Source organism: Lysinibacillus sp. PWR01 (assembly GCF_043359455.1).
GTDB classification, from domain to species: domain Bacteria; phylum Bacillota; class Bacilli; order Bacillales_A; family Planococcaceae; genus Lysinibacillus; species Lysinibacillus fusiformis_F.
The window spans coordinates 17,790-32,380 of the sequence record NZ_JBHERJ010000090.1; the positions used below are offsets into that span (position 1 = coordinate 17,790).

Sequence of the window (14,591 nt, forward strand, 5' to 3'; positions counted from 1 at the left end):
ACTACAATAAAATAGAACCATTCAGATGATAAAAATGGTTAAATTATACATTTAATTTTGTTCTATAACACAGAAAACAAGACTTAATACCTCTTGTAGTATACATTTATTTCTAATCAAAAAATGTCGAGTACAAATATGCACTCGACATTTTTAAAGTTTTTATAGTTTACATTGGCCATCAGCACATGCCGATTCTCCATTACCATTTATCGTTACAGTTGGCTGAATACCAGCTATTTCAGCAGTTTGATGCAAAGTTCGCACAAACACTTCATTCGGCTCAGCACCTTTAATACCGTAACGATTTTCAAATACAAAGAACGGTACACTCCGCACGCCAAGTTGCTGTGCATCATAGCGATCCTTGTCTAGCTCTTCACTAAAATCAGTTGAAGCTAATATTCCCTCCGCAACTTCTCTAGCCAAATCCAATTGCGCAATAACATTTAATAAAAATTCATCGTTATTTAAATCTTCACCATCTTTAAAATAACCAGCCATTAGTGCTTCAGTATAAGCGGCTGCTTTACCAAATTGCTGCGTCCACTTCGCTAAACGATGAGCCTTTTCCGTATGCGCTGTTGTCATCTTAGCAAAATCATACTGCAAATCAACTTCCGTTGCTCTCATAGCTATACCCTCGACCATATTTTCCACTTCTTCTAGCACAACATCATATTTTTTAGCCATCGCCTCATAAAAGGATGGTGCATTCAATTTCGGTGTATCCAGGCCTATTTGAAATGCTTTATATTCTATTTCCACTTGTCCTGTATAGCCTGCAATGTCAATTGCCCGTTCAAGCTCTCGCTTACCAATATAACAAAATGGACATGTAAAATCGGAAAAAACTTCAATTTTCATTACCATACCCCCTTATAATATATCCATCCAAATTTTAATAGCCGTCGCTAATATAAGAACCGCTAAAATAATTTGTAGGAATTTTGTATTTAACTTGCCCCCTATTCTCGCACCTAGAGGAGCCGCTATTAGACTAGATACAATTAGGATGAGGGCTGGATAATATTCAACTTGTCCTGTCATCAATTTTCCAATGGTACCCCCTATCGAGGAGATAAACGTAATAGCAAGGCTTGACGCAATGGTCATACGAGTGGGGATACCTAAGACAACAAGCATGATTGGTACTAATAAAAATCCACCAGCTGCCCCCACAATCCCGGAACCGATACCCACAATGAAAGCTAATAGGACCGCCCATGGTTTATTAAATGTAACAGCCTGCATCGGTTGATCATCAATTTGCTTTTTCGGTATGAACATCATCACAGCTGCAATCAATGCAAGAATTCCATAGACAATGTTAATGCCAGACTCTGATAAAAATTTTGAACCGAAGCTACCTATAAAGCTTCCCGTTAATATGGCACTCCCCATATAAATAATAAGTGATTTATTTAAATACCCGCCTTTGCGATAGATCCAAACACCAGAAAGAGCAGCAAAAAGTACTTGAATCGCACTAATCCCTGACACTTCATGTGCCGAAAAGGCCGCAAAGCCTAGTAATGGCGGTATATAGAGTAGCATTGGGAAATTGATGATGGCACCGCCAATACCTAACATCCCTGAAACAAATGAACCAAGAAAACCAATAAGTAAAATGGTTAAGATCCATGCAATATCCATTTATTTTTCCTTCTTTCTGGCTGTATTCAACAAAAGGAAAGAAGGGTTGTTCTACTGTAATAGACAACCCTCAATCAGCTCTATGCTTTCTGAATGAAAAATGTAATGACGCCAGCCTCTTCAGATTGATCTAAAATGATATGGCCTCCAGCTTTTGACCAAGCAGGAATATCCGCTAAAGCTCCTTTATCCGTCACCTGAACTTCTAAAACTTCCCCTGGTATTAGGGTATCTATTGCTTTTTTTGTCTTCACAATAGGCATTGGACATGAAAGGCCTTTTGCATCTAGTTGTAAACTTGATTTCATCATAATCTCCTTCGACTCGGCAAAGGTTGTAAGCGATTTTGCCGGTTCTTCTTGTTTTATATCTTCATGAAGGATGAGCGCCTTCAATTCACGAAATTTACATGCAATAAGCATACATGCATACTCATTGCACTTTAGCATGCTTTATCGTACAGCACAGCGATTTGGTCCAATTTCCATCTCTGTTTGCTCATCTAACGCAGGTGTTATTTTCCCCATATTCACCTGACGGATTTCTTGATAAGCATTTGGTTGTGGAGGTAATTCATCTGTTACCACACGTCTAAATTCTTCTTCATGTTGAATATTTAAACCATGGTTTTGTACAAATAAATCCCCTAGTCGTTTCGCAACCGTTCCATCTTCATTCAGCTCATCAATAATCATAAAATGTGCTGGTAAGACAATAAGGTCATCAGACAATTCTCGATAACGCTTGTAAAGCGTTTCTCGTAAATCCCCAACCCAATCATCAGCAAGGCCAGCTAAATCAGGACGTCCGATTGAATCGATAAATAAAATATCTCCTGTTAATAAATATTTGCTGTCAACAACAAATGAAGTAGAGCCAATTGTATGGCCCGGAGAATAAATGGCTCCTACGTCTATTTTTGATGCTCCGATTTGAACATTTGTTCCATCAGCTAACGGAGTATATTGGAACACAACTTCCTCAGCGTCTTTAGGTGGCAAATAATAGGTTGCGCCTGTCATCTCTGCGATATGGCGACCACCCGAAATGTGATCAGCATGTAAATGTGTATCAAAAACATGTTTAATTTGGACGTTTTTATGCTCTGCAAAGTTTATAAATACATCTATAAAACGTACAGCATCAATAATAGCTGCTTCACCTTCAGAAAGGACCATATAAGACAGACAACCCTTTCCTAAACGAACAAATTGATAAAGCTCGCCTCCACCTGTTAAATCGCCAACTTTGATCGGCTCTAGATACTCACTCCAAGATTTCATACCTCCAGCTAAGTAAGCAACATCACGACCTGCTGTTGATAACATCTCAGCAATCATCAATGATGACCCCTCTTTAGCACAAACCACTAATACTTCTTTATCAGCTGGAATTTTCGGTAAAATAAACTCAATACCATCTAACAGTTCAAAATACGGTATATTTAAGTACTCAAAACGATGTCCATCAATTTTCCAATCTTCGAATGCATCCGCATTACGAACATCTAAAATAAACAACTCTTCATTGTGAATAACCTTTTTAGCTACTTGTGATGCGCTCCATTTTCGAATTGACATCTCTTTACCCCCATCGGTATTATTTTTATGTTTTTTATAGCGGAGAGGGGTGTCCTCTCCGCTTTTATAGGTAGGTCACTAGAATGTAAGTGACGGTGCTGCGTCTTTCGCGAATTCAAGGAATGTTACAGCTCCTCCCACTTCAATTCCCTCAATGAAATCTTCAGTGGTTAAACCCATTACATCCATCGTCATCTGGCAAGCAATAAATTTCACACCTAATTCTTGTGCCATCTCCACTAGTTGAGGAATAGCTGGCACGTTTGCTTTTGTAAAGCCTTCTGCATAATGTTCTGCTCCAGCTGGCATTGGTAATGCATGCATACCTTGCTTATGAATTAGATTCAGGCCTTCAAATGTAAAGAAGATAGCTACCTCTTTCTCAGAAGCTGCTGCAGCTGTTGCGATATTAAACACCTTGTACGCATCAAATAAACCACCATTACTTGCAATGATTGCTACTTTGTTCGACATAATAAAATTCCTCCAATTTAAATATTTTTTGTTAAATCGCCTGCCCAAGATGTCATACCTGGTAAGACGTTAAATACTTTCGTAAAACCACGTGTAGCCAGCTTTTGCGCAGCCATGTCACTGCGTTTTCCAGTACGACAAATAACGTATATCTCCTGCTCTTTATCAAGCTCAGATAGTCGCGTCTCCAGTTCACCCATTGGTATCGATTTTGCTCCCGCAATATGCCCAAAAGCGAATTCCGCTTCCTCACGTACATCAAGAATTAATCCTTTACGACTTGTGATTTGCTCTAGATCAATTGTTTGTTCAAATGTCATTTCTTCTATTTGGTCATTTGTACATTTACGAATATAATGTTTCAGCACACCATCATCTTCTAAAGTACCAATATACTGATGACCTACAGTTTCAGCCCATGCTGCAATATCAGCTTTTGACCCTTTATCTGTCGCAGCTACTTCTAAAATTTGACCATCTACTAAATCAGCCATCGCTTTTTTTGTTTTCACAATCGGCATTGGGCAAGAAAGACCCTTGGCATCTAGCTGAAAATCCGCCTTCATACTTTCCACATCCTTCATATACCTACACAGGTATTATTTTATTCAAAAAAATATAGATATAATCTATAACTGTACTTTGCCCTCCCAGGCTAACATACCACCAGTCATGTTAGTTACATTAAAGCCATTACTTTCTAATATTTGAGTAGCCCGAGCACTTCGTCCGCCTGATCGACAAACCACAATATACGACTCCCTCTTATTTAATTCATGTAGCCGAAACTCTACTAAACCTAGCGGGATATGAAGAACGCCTGGAATGTGACCAGCCTCTACTTCATCTACCTCTCGCACATCAATAAGATTCAGCTTCCCTCCTTGCTCCATCGTTTGCTGCACTTCTTTGGCTGTAATTTCTTTCATTTTTTTCTCCTCCTAGTATGCACTCATTCCACCACGAACATTGGAAACACGCTCAAAGCCTTGCTTTTTCAGTTGCTTACAAGCCTGACTACTTCGCATGCCACTCTGACAAATAACGATGATTTCTTTATCCTTCGGTAGTTTTTCAAAGCTCGATCCAAGCGGAACATTTTTAAATTGCGAGATATGCCGACCTTTATACTCAGCAGGTGTGCGTACATCGATAAATAGCTTATCCTTATCATTCAGCATATCTTTTAATTGGGCTGTAGAAATTGATTGAACGCCCTTCGCTGGCTTCATTCGCCAAAAGAAAAAGGCTGCGATAAGCGCAATAATAATCCATATTTCCATATGATTTGTCCTCCTTTTTATACATCTATGGGTATACCCAAACTATCGACTTTTCACAACCAAATCCATCGCCTCTTGGATAGCAGCATTCATTTTTTCAGCATTACCTTCAGCAGTCGATACACAATCTAATAAATTTTCACTAACAATGACACCAATCGTCCGGTCAACAGCAGAACGCACGGCAGATAGCTGTGTAATCACATCTTTACAACTTTGACCTTCTTCCATCATGCGTAAAATACCACGCATTTGACCTTCCATACGCTTCACACGGTTTGCAGTATTTGGACCATATGCCATTCTGTTACGCCCCCTTTCAGAACGATTGATTGGATTTACTTACGAGATTCATATTATACCCCTATAGGTATATTGTCAATATGAAAGCTTCAAACTTTTTTATCGTGCTACAATTCCGGGGTACAATGTTCTCCCCATTGCGTTAACCCCGTCTATCTGCTTCCTTATTATTTCAACAAAAAAACCCTGCTACGAGTTATTACTCATAGCAGGGAATTCATTTTTTATTTAGCTAATTGCATGGCTGGTCCAAAGAATTCATAGTGAATTTTTTCATCTTTCACGCCAATTTCCTGTAAATTTTTAATAACCGCTTCCATAAAGCCTACAGGGCCACATACATAAACATCTGCATTATCAGCTACTTTTTCAGCTAGTAATTCTTTTGTAATAAGCTTGTCTTCATCAGAGTATAAAGCTGTATATGATGCATTCGGTAATACGTTTACTTTCTCTTGAATGTCATCACTGAACGCTACAACTTTCTCATTACGAGCACATTGGATAAAGTTCACTTCATTCGCTGCATTATCATTTAAAGATTGCAACATACTGTTTAAAGGTGTTACACCGATACCGCCACTTACAAATGTAATTGGTGCAACCGTTTCTTCTAACACAAATAATCCAGCTGGAGCACTTACATCTACTAAATCTCCAACTTGTAAGTGATCGTGAATATAATTCGACACTTTACCATTTGGCGTATGATCGCTTTCACGTTTCACCGAAATACGATAGCCATCTTCTGCACTTGCTTGTGAAAGTGTATATTGACGGTTCATTAAATACTCTTCTCCTGGCACTTTCACTCGAATGGAGATGTATTGACCTGGTTCATAAGTTGGTAGAGGTGAACCATCTTCATTTACAAAATAGACAGAAGTTACTAAGTCACTTTCCACAACTTTTTTCGCCACTTTTAATGGTTTAAATAGACGCCATCCACCATTGTTCACAGTTTTTTGGTATAACTCTTCTTCTACTTGAATGAAAATATCTGCGATAACGCCATATGCCTCGGCCCATGCACCAATAATGTCATCAGTTGCTGCATCACCAAGTACTTCTTTAATCGCTTTTAATAAGTTTTCCCCAACGATTGGGTAATGTTCAGGTAGAATTCCTAAACTACGGTGTTTATGTGCAATAAGCATTACTGCTGGTAAAATTGCTTCTAAGTTTTCAATATGAACTGCTGCAGCATAAACAGTATTAGCTAGTGCTGTTTGCTGACGACCTTGCTCTTGGTTCGTGTGATTAAAAATATTCAGTAGTTCTGGATGAGCTTGAAACATATTTTTATAAAACGTCTTTGTGATTGCAACACCATGAACTTCTAATACAGGTACTGTTGCTTTAATGATTTGAATTGTTTCTTGTTTTAACATATCGCTTACCATCCTTTCGTGATTACAATATAACGCTTTCATTCTCTTAAAGCAATATCTAAAATACATCTTTAACAAAATAGACATATTTGATGTATTTTAAATACATCTTTAAAAATAGGTTGAAGATATTATACTTCAATGTAAAAATGCTATAATTATTTTGAATTATAGAAAGTAGGGTGTTCGGATGCGCTTAACTTTATACACGGACTACTCTCTGCGCACACTTATCTATTTAGGCGCAAAGGAAGATGGTCAATTATCAACTATTCAAGAGATCTCAGATGCTTATAATATATCGAAAAACCATTTAATGAAGGTGACACACCAGCTTGGGTTATTAGGTTACATTGAAACAATTCGTGGACGCGGTGGTGGTATTCGCCTTGCTATCGATCCAAAAACCATTACCATTGGTGAAATTGTGCGTCATACAGAAGAGGATTTTCATCTTGTAGAATGTTTCGATAAAGAAAATAACCTATGTAAAATAGCTCCAGAATGTCAATTAAAAGGTGTGCTGTATGAAGCTTTGCAAGCCTATTTGAACGTGTTAGATCAATACACCTTGGACGATTTCCTTCATTCTAAGGAAAAATTAATGGCTCTACTGCTCGGTAAATAAAAATACCCGCTCAACATTTGTTGAACGGGTATTTTTTTATGAAGTTGCTTATAATTGCTTTGAAAAGAAAATCATATCCAATGCACGAATACCATTTTCATAAATTGGTTCTGGGTAATGACTGAAGAAATCCTTTTCAATAGCCTCCATGCGAAAGCCTGCTTTTTGATAAAAGGCTATATTATCAATACTTGAGTTCGCCGTTCCAACCAACACCGTTTGATACCCATCCTTTTGGCATTTTTCAGTGAGTTGTCGCAATATCTCTTTGCCTATTCCCTTCCCTTGATACTTTGGTACAATAGCAATATTTTTCAATTCAATTGTATTATCGGTTTGAGGAACGACTAATGCCACTCCCACCAGCATTTCTCCACAATTAATTTTATATAATGTACCCGTATCTAAATATTTCCGAACCGCCACTTCACTTTCATCCGCTAATAAAAGCTGAGGTAAAAATGTCTCTCTGTTTCCTTCTACATTCTCTAGGGATGTTCGATAACGGACATAATCTTCTCGTTCAAAAACATTTAATACACAAGGTTGCTTTTCCTTCACTTCTAACCACAAATGCTCCTCAGGATAATCTTTTTCCACCCCTACTCGAACAAAAGGTAGCTTTTCTTGGGCTTTTTGTGAACGGATATTAACCTTCCGTGCTCCTGCAAATACACGTGATAATCCTAGCTCAAAAAACGCAATATCTAAGATAGCCTTTTTTGCTTCAAGATTATAGCCCTTCCCCCAAAATTGATAGCCAAGCCAAGAGCCGATATGACAGCTCTTTTTATGATGGTCTATAAACATCAGAGATGTAACACCAATGACTTGCCCCTCCTCATTTAAAACCACACGAGGAACGGTTTTACCTTCTTCTTCATCTATACGTTCACGCTTAATAAAATGAATCGTGTCTTCTACCTTGCCAGCAGGTAAGCCAAGGGCATCACGAACCTGTGGCATAGAAGACAACGCATGCATAGCCTCGGCATATTTGATATCGTGTCTCACTAAAGTTACCGTCATCTTCTATTCTCCTTTATTTCTGTTAACAATACATTTTCTTTATTGTAAAGCTTACGAAAAACTTTTTCATCGATTGGAACATACATAAAATGTAATAATCTTTGTAGCCTTACAAACTACTTTAAATAAAGGCAACAAAAACTACATCAAAACGAGTTATAAAAAAGTTTACTTTATTAATGCTTTCATTATTCCTTTCTATAAAAAGATCAACTGTATTTTATGCATTACTCGCTTTGCAACATTTCATTATAAAACACTTATTGTAAAATATATAATTTTTTCCACAAAATTTTTGACATGGTATTTTTGTAATGTTATCACTTGTTGGAATTTAATTCAAAATTAAAAAGTAAACTGAAGAAGTATTTTGGTAAGTTAGCTTCTGTAGCCTAAGCACAACTATTGTCGGTGGTGGATTATGCTAGTGCTTCTGAATTAGAAACAAATGCAATAGGAAATACATATGAGGTTCCTGCATCAGCTTTAGAAGAATCAATTAACTCAAATGATGAATTTAAAATGACAGTTACTTTTGAACCTGCGGATGGAGAAGAGATAGGTATCCAACCTCGAGATGCTACACATGAAATATTTGTTGGTCAACCATTCAAAATGCAGGGTACCCACCATCTACTTTTATACGGAATGAATGCTATCGAACTTAAAGGGAGTCTGGCTATTGGTAAAAATGTAGGTACAGCTCAAGTTAAAGCTTTTAAATCAGATGGATCTGTCCTTGGCGTTTTTACTTTTGTAGTAATTAGATAATTTGAAATACTAGATAGTAGAGAAAGTGAGCTTTGTCTCACTTTCTCTACTATTTTATTTTTGTGAATTAATAGGTATTGTAACCTCTAGCTCAGGAATATATTGAATCATCTCTTTGCCGTTTTCATCCAATTTGTATACCCCCATTTGGTTTTCCTCATAAAGCTGGATATATGGTTTGAAGGTTATTGTTTTTGGAATGGATTCAAATGGATGGAATCGATAATCAATAATTTGATCGCTATCATTCGGATCATTCCAACCATTCCCATTAATTAATTTAAGTTTATTGCCTTGTTCATCAAAAATATCTACATCCATGTCCTTTGCTATTGGTGATAGCGTGAATTTTGAGTTGTCAGTCAAAATAATTTGTGTAGTTATATTTGTCGTGATTGGCGTGAGTTCGATTTTTTTTACAGTAAAGCGAATATTGTCGTAATCTCGGCTTACATTAGGTTGTAAAGTTACATAGTCTTCTATTTTATTTTTCACAGGAATATCAATTTTTAAAGGGTTCTGTATACCCGTTATGGTAGTACTAATTGTTAAATCAAACTGTTCGGGGAAAGGACGTCCACCTTGATTTCTAAGATCCGCAAATTCAATGATTGCAGAATCATTATCTTTCCCAGGGTGCATCATAATTCCGATAGAATTTGAATTTTCTGGGGCAAATGAGTTAATAGGAACATCATTAATGAACAATTTGATATCACTGATACGCTCCTGTAAAGTTTCTTTCTCATTTTCTATATGGGGACGTTCAATAGCAATTGAAACACGTGTACCGTCATACACTACTTCAGATACACTTAATGTAAAGCCATCTTTAGTAACACTTGTATGAAGTTTCGTTGAAAGTCCTTTTTCATCAGCAGTTTTAAGACCTAAATCACCCGCAAGTTTAAAAATAGATGATAGTACTGGTACTTCCTTCATTGTTGCTGCCATCGTTGGTGAAATTAAGCCAGTGATAAATACCAGACTAAAAATCATTGCTGCAGAGGCTGTCATCATCATCATCACTCTTTGGCGCATTTTCTTATGGGTTCTAAAACTTTCTGGCTGCTTTGAGTTACGTTTACTTTCATATTTGTCCATTGTCCGATTTACCAAATCCACTTCCACAGGTGTTTCCCGAATAAACCTTTCTATCTGAGTTAACTCCTTATCCTCCAGTTTTGAACGAGTGTCCATAAATATCCCCTCCTAACATATTTTCCTTCATCAATTTTTTACGTAATCGTTCATACTTTTTTCTTACTGTGGCTGCTTTCATATCCATAATGGCAGCAATTTCATCAAAGCCATACTCCTCAATAGAACGAAGTAATAAAATCCTTTTTTCATCTACATGTAAGTTTTCCAATAGCCTATGTACCATTTCATCATATTCAGGTATCGGAGCTTGCGTCTGCTTCACCTGTTCTTGCTTCAGATTTAGCCAAAATTTATAGCCCTTATTTTTGGCTTTTATGACATCAATACAATGATGGTGGGCAATTTTATAAAGCCATGCTGACAAGGAAACCGTATAAGAAAATTTATGAATATTTTCTAATCCCTTAATAAAAATATCTTGTGAAGCATCCTCCGCCTCCTCTTTGGTTCCTAGCATATAGTAACAATAAATATAAATTTGCTTTTGAAAACAACGAATGATTTCTGCATAGGCACGTGTGTCACCTGATTGAACTTGCTCCACAATGGATTGAATATCTATATCAGCCCGCTCTTTTGATTGATTTAGTGCAGTCAAAGTTGTTCCCCCCTTTCCAATCTATATAACTGAAATCAACAGCCATTTGTGACACATAAAAAAATTTTTTCACAAAAATAAAACGCTTAAGAGTATCCTAAGCGTTTAAGACTCACTATTTTATTTTGTAGCTTGTTATAAACCCTTTAATGATTGGGATCAATACACCTATCAATACAATGGGTAGGAACCACCAACCTAATGAATTTACCTCACCAAGACCAATACGAACCATCTGAACCGATATAAAAGCAAATAAAATGAGACAGATATTTTTCACTTCATTTAGTATTTTTCTGCTATTCAAATAAAATGCTTTTACATTACTTTCATTTAAACGTGCTGGATAATTATGCATATGAGGTGCTTTTTCTAGCAGGCCCATTACAATCCATAAAAATAAACCGATGAATGGAAGAATAAATAATTCAATTTTTGAACCCCAGCGATCAACCTCACCCATCCCATTGAAATGACCAGGTATTTCATCAGGCAACTTCCCCCATGCCAATATAATATAAAAGATGGATAAAATAAATATACTACCACCAATATAGTCCCATATCTTTTCTGATTTTGTTTTAGGTAACTTTAAAATTGGCCTAAACATTTTCTCCACCCCTGTTTTTTTCCTTTACTGCTTCTACGTTATGACTACTATTAAAGTTTCAAAATTTATGAAAATTGACTTAATATTCAACATTCACCATTAACTATCCCTATTATTAGTAGCATTATAGCTATAAAATCTACTTTTTTTATTACTTCATATATTAATAATACCCATTTTCAAACTACTAATTACAGTAGAAATACTCATAATACTTTGTAAAATCCATATAATCTGATATAAATGATATATATACATATTTCATTATTTTGTAACATTTCTACTAATTACTGAGAAAGGATATTTCAACTATGCGATTTACTATCTACAAGAAATTATTACTCGGTTTTTTTATAGTTATTTTAGTACTCGTTACAACAATCGGCTTAAATATAAAACAGCTTGATTCTGTGAATAAGACCTATCGTACATTACTGGAGGAACAAACTACTAAATCTATAAGTATTCAGGAGTTACGGGTGATTGCAAAACAGGAAATTGTCAGCATGCGTGGTTACCTACTACTTGGAGACAAACAAAATTTTCAAAGCAATCAAGCCTCACGCGAGGAATTTAAACAAAAATCAGAAGAATTAATGGCTACTTTGGATTCAGAAAAATCAATTAAGCTACTTGAAGCTATTAATAAAAGTGAGCAAAGTGTTCAACAATTTGCAGATCGTATGTTTGACTTAAAAGCTGCTGGAGAAACAGAAAAGTACGAAAAATTGGACAGCACTCAAGGACGCTTAATTATTAAACAATTCGACGAGCGTGTTGAAAACCTTTCTAATTATCAAAATGAGTATGTTGAAGGAAAAATGGCTGCTACATCAAGCCAAATTCAAGATATCAAACTCCAAATGATGCTACTTGGGGTCTTTGCTGTTGTCATAAGTCTGATAATTGCTATGGTGGTTGGTAGTCTAATGTCTCGCCCAATTAACGGCATGGCCAAGGCTGCGAAAAAAATAGCTGAGGGTGACTTAACAGCTGAAGAAATTCGCATAAAGAATCGTGATGAAGTGGGTGATTTAGCGCTTGCTTTTAATCAAATGGCTGCAAATTTAAAGGATTTAATTACCAATGTACGCCAAAACACTGTACAAGTAAGTGGTTCTGCTGCTGAGTTAACAGCCAGTGCAGATCAAACTATACAGGCTACAGAGCAAATCACTTCTTCTATTCAAGAGGTTGCTAGTGGCTCAGAGGCTCAAGGGAAAAATGCAACTGAAAGCTCAGAAGCCATGAAAAACATGACAAAGGGTATACAACAATTAGCTTCTACTACTGCGGCTGTTTCTGAACTGGCAATCGAGACAAATTCAGAGGCTAAGAAAGGGAATGATTCTTTACATCGTGTAATATCTCAGATGACTACAATCAATACGGCTGTCTTAGAGTCAGCAAGTGTTGTTAAAAATTTAGACGGACATTCCATTGAAATTGGTAATATCATTGGCATAATTACCGATATTGCAGAACAAACAAATTTATTAGCACTTAATGCAGCAATTGAAGCAGCCCGTGCAGGCGATCACGGACGTGGCTTTGCAGTCGTTGCAGATGAAGTGAAAAAGCTAGCAGAGCAATCAAAAAAATCCGCTGAGCAAATCGCTACCTTGATTTCTGAAATACAGCAGGATACAAACCGTGCTGTAACGGTGATGGATACTGGTACTCAAGAGGTTCAAATTGGTATGCAAGTAGTGAAGGTAGCAGAAGAAGGTTTCTCTAAGATTGTTGAGCTTATTGAGCAAGTATCCATGCAAATTCAAGAAGCAACGACAGTGTCTGAGGAGATGTCCTCCAGTGCAGAGCAAATTTATGCTTCCTTTGATGAAATCGCAACTATTGCCCAAATGTCCTCATCTAATTTACAAAATGTTGCATCTGCTTCCGAAGAACAATTAGCTACTATCGAAGAAGTAGCAGCTTCAGCAGCAACACTTTCAAATATGGCAGAAGAGCTTCACACGCAAGTCTCTCGTTTTAAGGTAGAATAAAAAAATGCTCGTTTTCTTTAGGTTTATAGCCTCTAGAAAATGAGCAGTTTTTTCATGTTTTATGTATTTCTATTTGCTATGTTTCCGCTATACTTTTCGCTTAACATCTCAAGCATCCCAATAACAGCATCTTCCTCGCTCGCAACTTGTAAAGAGGCCTTTTCACGTACCTGATGCCCTCCTACACAAACACTTTCCTTAGCTTTCAAAAACATAGAAGCATCGTTTGCATCATTGCCAAAGGCGATAAACTCTCCTGCCTCAACACCCAATTTAGATAAGCCATTCCACTTGTCAATGCCATAAGGGCTTATATCCACTATATTTTCTGATGTATGCTCATATAGACAAACAGGAAGCTTTTGTAGCTCAGATAATACAGCATCAACATTCTCACCAGGAAATAAAACAACTTTTACTATGTCTCTAATATCCTGCAAGGCTACCTTTTTAGCTGCTTTTAAAGGATCTATATTTTGGTAAATCGGATGATCCTCACTACCTGTATAAGCATAATCCCAATGACTATCTACTAGGTATGGTAATTGAAAAGCTGTGATAACCTGGCGAATTGCGTCAGCTACTTCTGTAGTAAATGCTGTTACCTCAATTGTTTCACCATCACGAGCAATAAATGCGCCATTCCCACCTACCATTGGATATTTTCGCATCGATTCCGGTAATACAGGTAGTAGATCACGTATCGGTCTGGCTGAGGCAAAAATGACTTCATGTCCAAGCCATCTACATGCCTCCAATGCATTAGTGATCTCTTCACTTAATGGCTTACCTTTAAAACAAATAGTACCATCTAAATCAAAGACAAATTTCATGATTTTCCTACCTTTCATATGCTAACTCACTTCATTATTATCTCACAGAAAATACATTTTTTAGTGCTTCCTTCTACACTTCACTAAATATCAAATATTTAATAAGATAGATATTACTTAAGACAGAATTAAATAAATTTTTAGAATATTATTGACAGGAAGTTAATATCCAAGTAATATTGCTTTCAACAACACATTGCAGGCCAAGATTGGAAATAGTAAAAGTGGTTGTGTACTTGTAGAGAGCCGATGGTTGGTGTAAATC

Annotated in this window: 18 protein-coding genes and 1 other annotated feature (1 of these 19 only partly in view); of the genes, 3 read left to right on the plus strand and 15 right to left on the minus strand. The window is 36.7% G+C overall.

All coding sequences use genetic code 11. From position 1 onward, the window contains the following. Window positions 1-162: 162 nt before the first annotated feature. The 10 genes from ACEVFT_RS21140 to hmpA all read right to left on the minus strand — a co-directional run bounded on the left by ACEVFT_RS21140 (window position 163) and on the right by hmpA (window position 6,687). Complete coding sequence (locus ACEVFT_RS21140) at window positions 163-867, minus strand: DsbA family oxidoreductase (protein ID WP_393951216.1); 705 nt, start codon at window positions 865-867, stop codon at window positions 163-165. A gap of 12 nt (window positions 868-879) precedes the next feature. Then, window positions 880-1,656, minus strand: a complete 777-nt coding sequence (locus ACEVFT_RS21145) for a sulfite exporter TauE/SafE family protein (RefSeq protein ID WP_393951217.1) — start codon at window positions 1,654-1,656, stop codon at window positions 880-882. Window positions 1,657-1,736: 80 nt separating this feature from the next. Then, a complete protein-coding gene (locus ACEVFT_RS21150) occupies window positions 1,737-1,967 on the minus strand; it encodes a sulfurtransferase TusA family protein (RefSeq protein WP_393951241.1) in 231 nt (76 codons plus the stop codon). A gap of 141 nt (window positions 1,968-2,108) precedes the next feature. Beyond that, on the minus strand, window positions 2,109-3,236 hold the full coding sequence (locus tag ACEVFT_RS21155) for an MBL fold metallo-hydrolase (RefSeq protein ID WP_393951218.1): 1,128 nt from the start codon (window positions 3,234-3,236) through the stop codon (window positions 2,109-2,111). Between the two features lie 78 nt (window positions 3,237-3,314). Further along, on the minus strand, window positions 3,315-3,710 hold the full coding sequence (locus tag ACEVFT_RS21160; protein WP_048394137.1) for a DsrE/DsrF/DrsH-like family protein: 396 nt from the start codon (window positions 3,708-3,710) through the stop codon (window positions 3,315-3,317). A 17-nt stretch (window positions 3,711-3,727) separates the two neighbouring features. Next, window positions 3,728-4,276, minus strand: coding sequence for a sulfurtransferase TusA family protein (locus tag ACEVFT_RS21165; RefSeq protein WP_393951219.1), 549 nt, complete (start codon window positions 4,274-4,276; stop codon window positions 3,728-3,730). A 63-nt stretch (window positions 4,277-4,339) separates the two neighbouring features. Further along, window positions 4,340-4,639 carry a rhodanese-like domain-containing protein gene (locus ACEVFT_RS21170; RefSeq protein WP_205445979.1) on the minus strand — a complete coding sequence of 100 codons (300 nt, stop codon included), beginning with the start codon at window positions 4,637-4,639 and terminating at the stop codon, window positions 4,340-4,342. Window positions 4,640-4,651: 12 nt separating this feature from the next. Next, a complete protein-coding gene (locus ACEVFT_RS21175; RefSeq protein ID WP_205445980.1) occupies window positions 4,652-4,993 on the minus strand; it encodes a rhodanese-like domain-containing protein in 342 nt (113 codons plus the stop codon). A 42-nt stretch (window positions 4,994-5,035) separates the two neighbouring features. Beyond that, window positions 5,036-5,296 (minus strand): metal-sensitive transcriptional regulator, encoded by a 261-nt coding sequence (locus tag ACEVFT_RS21180; protein WP_016992895.1) that lies wholly within the window; start codon window positions 5,294-5,296, stop codon window positions 5,036-5,038. A gap of 224 nt (window positions 5,297-5,520) precedes the next feature. Then, on the minus strand, window positions 5,521-6,687 hold the full coding sequence (gene hmpA, locus ACEVFT_RS21185; RefSeq protein ID WP_205445981.1) for an NO-inducible flavohemoprotein: 1,167 nt from the start codon (window positions 6,685-6,687) through the stop codon (window positions 5,521-5,523). A gap of 190 nt (window positions 6,688-6,877) precedes the next feature. Between hmpA and ACEVFT_RS21190 the strand changes: the two genes are divergently transcribed. Further along, a complete protein-coding gene (locus tag ACEVFT_RS21190) occupies window positions 6,878-7,315 on the plus strand; it encodes an Rrf2 family transcriptional regulator (protein WP_004231845.1) in 438 nt (145 codons plus the stop codon). Between the two features lie 48 nt (window positions 7,316-7,363). Here the strand turns inward: ACEVFT_RS21190 and ACEVFT_RS21195 are convergent, their stop codons facing one another. Beyond that, complete coding sequence (locus tag ACEVFT_RS21195) at window positions 7,364-8,344, minus strand: GNAT family N-acetyltransferase (protein WP_393951220.1); 981 nt, start codon at window positions 8,342-8,344, stop codon at window positions 7,364-7,366. A 411-nt stretch (window positions 8,345-8,755) separates the two neighbouring features. Between ACEVFT_RS21195 and ACEVFT_RS21200 the strand changes: the two genes are divergently transcribed. Next, window positions 8,756-9,115, plus strand: a complete 360-nt coding sequence (locus ACEVFT_RS21200; protein WP_393951221.1) for a BLB8/JUQZ-1 family protein — start codon at window positions 8,756-8,758, stop codon at window positions 9,113-9,115. Window positions 9,116-9,169: 54 nt separating this feature from the next. On the opposite strand, the gene ACEVFT_RS21205 is transcribed toward ACEVFT_RS21200, so the two are convergent. The 3 genes from ACEVFT_RS21205 to ACEVFT_RS21215 all read right to left on the minus strand — a co-directional run bounded on the left by ACEVFT_RS21205 (window position 9,170) and on the right by ACEVFT_RS21215 (window position 11,487). Next, complete coding sequence (locus ACEVFT_RS21205) at window positions 9,170-10,315, minus strand: DUF4179 domain-containing protein (RefSeq protein WP_393951222.1); 1,146 nt, start codon at window positions 10,313-10,315, stop codon at window positions 9,170-9,172. Further along, on the minus strand, window positions 10,287-10,877 hold the full coding sequence (locus ACEVFT_RS21210; protein WP_393951223.1) for an RNA polymerase sigma factor: 591 nt from the start codon (window positions 10,875-10,877) through the stop codon (window positions 10,287-10,289). Before ACEVFT_RS21210 ends, ACEVFT_RS21205 begins: the two co-directional genes overlap by 29 nt. Window positions 10,878-10,992: 115 nt before the next feature. Continuing rightward, window positions 10,993-11,487, minus strand: a complete 495-nt coding sequence (locus ACEVFT_RS21215; protein ID WP_393951224.1) for a DUF1648 domain-containing protein — start codon at window positions 11,485-11,487, stop codon at window positions 10,993-10,995. Between the two features lie 311 nt (window positions 11,488-11,798). On the opposite strand from ACEVFT_RS21215, the gene ACEVFT_RS21220 reads away from it, so the two are divergent. Continuing rightward, window positions 11,799-13,493 carry a methyl-accepting chemotaxis protein gene (locus tag ACEVFT_RS21220; protein WP_393951225.1) on the plus strand — a complete coding sequence of 565 codons (1,695 nt, stop codon included), beginning with the start codon at window positions 11,799-11,801 and terminating at the stop codon, window positions 13,491-13,493. Between the two features lie 59 nt (window positions 13,494-13,552). Here ACEVFT_RS21220 and ACEVFT_RS21225 read toward each other — a convergent pair whose 3' ends face one another. Then, entirely contained in the window at window positions 13,553-14,326 is a 774-nt protein-coding gene (locus ACEVFT_RS21225) for an HAD-IIB family hydrolase (RefSeq protein ID WP_393951226.1), read from the minus strand. Window positions 14,327-14,522: 196 nt separating this feature from the next. Further along, window positions 14,523-14,591, plus strand: a binding site (T-box leader); it runs 170 nt beyond the window's last position.

Coding starts and splice junctions, on each gene's coding strand:
- ACEVFT_RS21175 (WP_205445980.1), bottom strand. CDS start 4,993: ATGGAAATATGGATTATTATTGCGCTTATCGCAGCCTTTTTCTTTTGG.
- ACEVFT_RS21225 (WP_393951226.1), bottom strand. CDS start 14,326: ATGAAATTTGTCTTTGATTTAGATGGTACTATTTGTTTTAAAGGTAAG.
- ACEVFT_RS21190 (WP_004231845.1), top strand. CDS start 6,878: ATGCGCTTAACTTTATACACGGACTACTCTCTGCGCACACTTATCTAT.
- ACEVFT_RS21165 (WP_393951219.1), bottom strand. CDS start 4,276: ATGAAGGCGGATTTTCAGCTAGATGCCAAGGGTCTTTCTTGCCCAATG.
- ACEVFT_RS21180 (WP_016992895.1), bottom strand. CDS start 5,296: ATGGCATATGGTCCAAATACTGCAAACCGTGTGAAGCGTATGGAAGGT.
- ACEVFT_RS21215 (WP_393951224.1), bottom strand. CDS start 11,487: ATGTTTAGGCCAATTTTAAAGTTACCTAAAACAAAATCAGAAAAGATA.
- ACEVFT_RS21150 (WP_393951241.1), bottom strand. CDS start 1,967: ATGATGAAATCAAGTTTACAACTAGATGCAAAAGGCCTTTCATGTCCA.
- ACEVFT_RS21170 (WP_205445979.1), bottom strand. CDS start 4,639: ATGAAAGAAATTACAGCCAAAGAAGTGCAGCAAACGATGGAGCAAGGA.
- ACEVFT_RS21140 (WP_393951216.1), bottom strand. CDS start 867: ATGAAAATTGAAGTTTTTTCCGATTTTACATGTCCATTTTGTTATATT.
- ACEVFT_RS21155 (WP_393951218.1), bottom strand. CDS start 3,236: ATGTCAATTCGAAAATGGAGCGCATCACAAGTAGCTAAAAAGGTTATT.
- ACEVFT_RS21195 (WP_393951220.1), bottom strand. CDS start 8,344: ATGACGGTAACTTTAGTGAGACACGATATCAAATATGCCGAGGCTATG.
- ACEVFT_RS21160 (WP_048394137.1), bottom strand. CDS start 3,710: ATGTCGAACAAAGTAGCAATCATTGCAAGTAATGGTGGTTTATTTGAT.
- ACEVFT_RS21220 (WP_393951225.1), top strand. CDS start 11,799: ATGCGATTTACTATCTACAAGAAATTATTACTCGGTTTTTTTATAGTT.
- hmpA (WP_205445981.1), bottom strand. CDS start 6,687: ATGTTAAAACAAGAAACAATTCAAATCATTAAAGCAACAGTACCTGTA.
- ACEVFT_RS21145 (WP_393951217.1), bottom strand. CDS start 1,656: ATGGATATTGCATGGATCTTAACCATTTTACTTATTGGTTTTCTTGGT.
- ACEVFT_RS21205 (WP_393951222.1), bottom strand. CDS start 10,315: ATGGACACTCGTTCAAAACTGGAGGATAAGGAGTTAACTCAGATAGAA.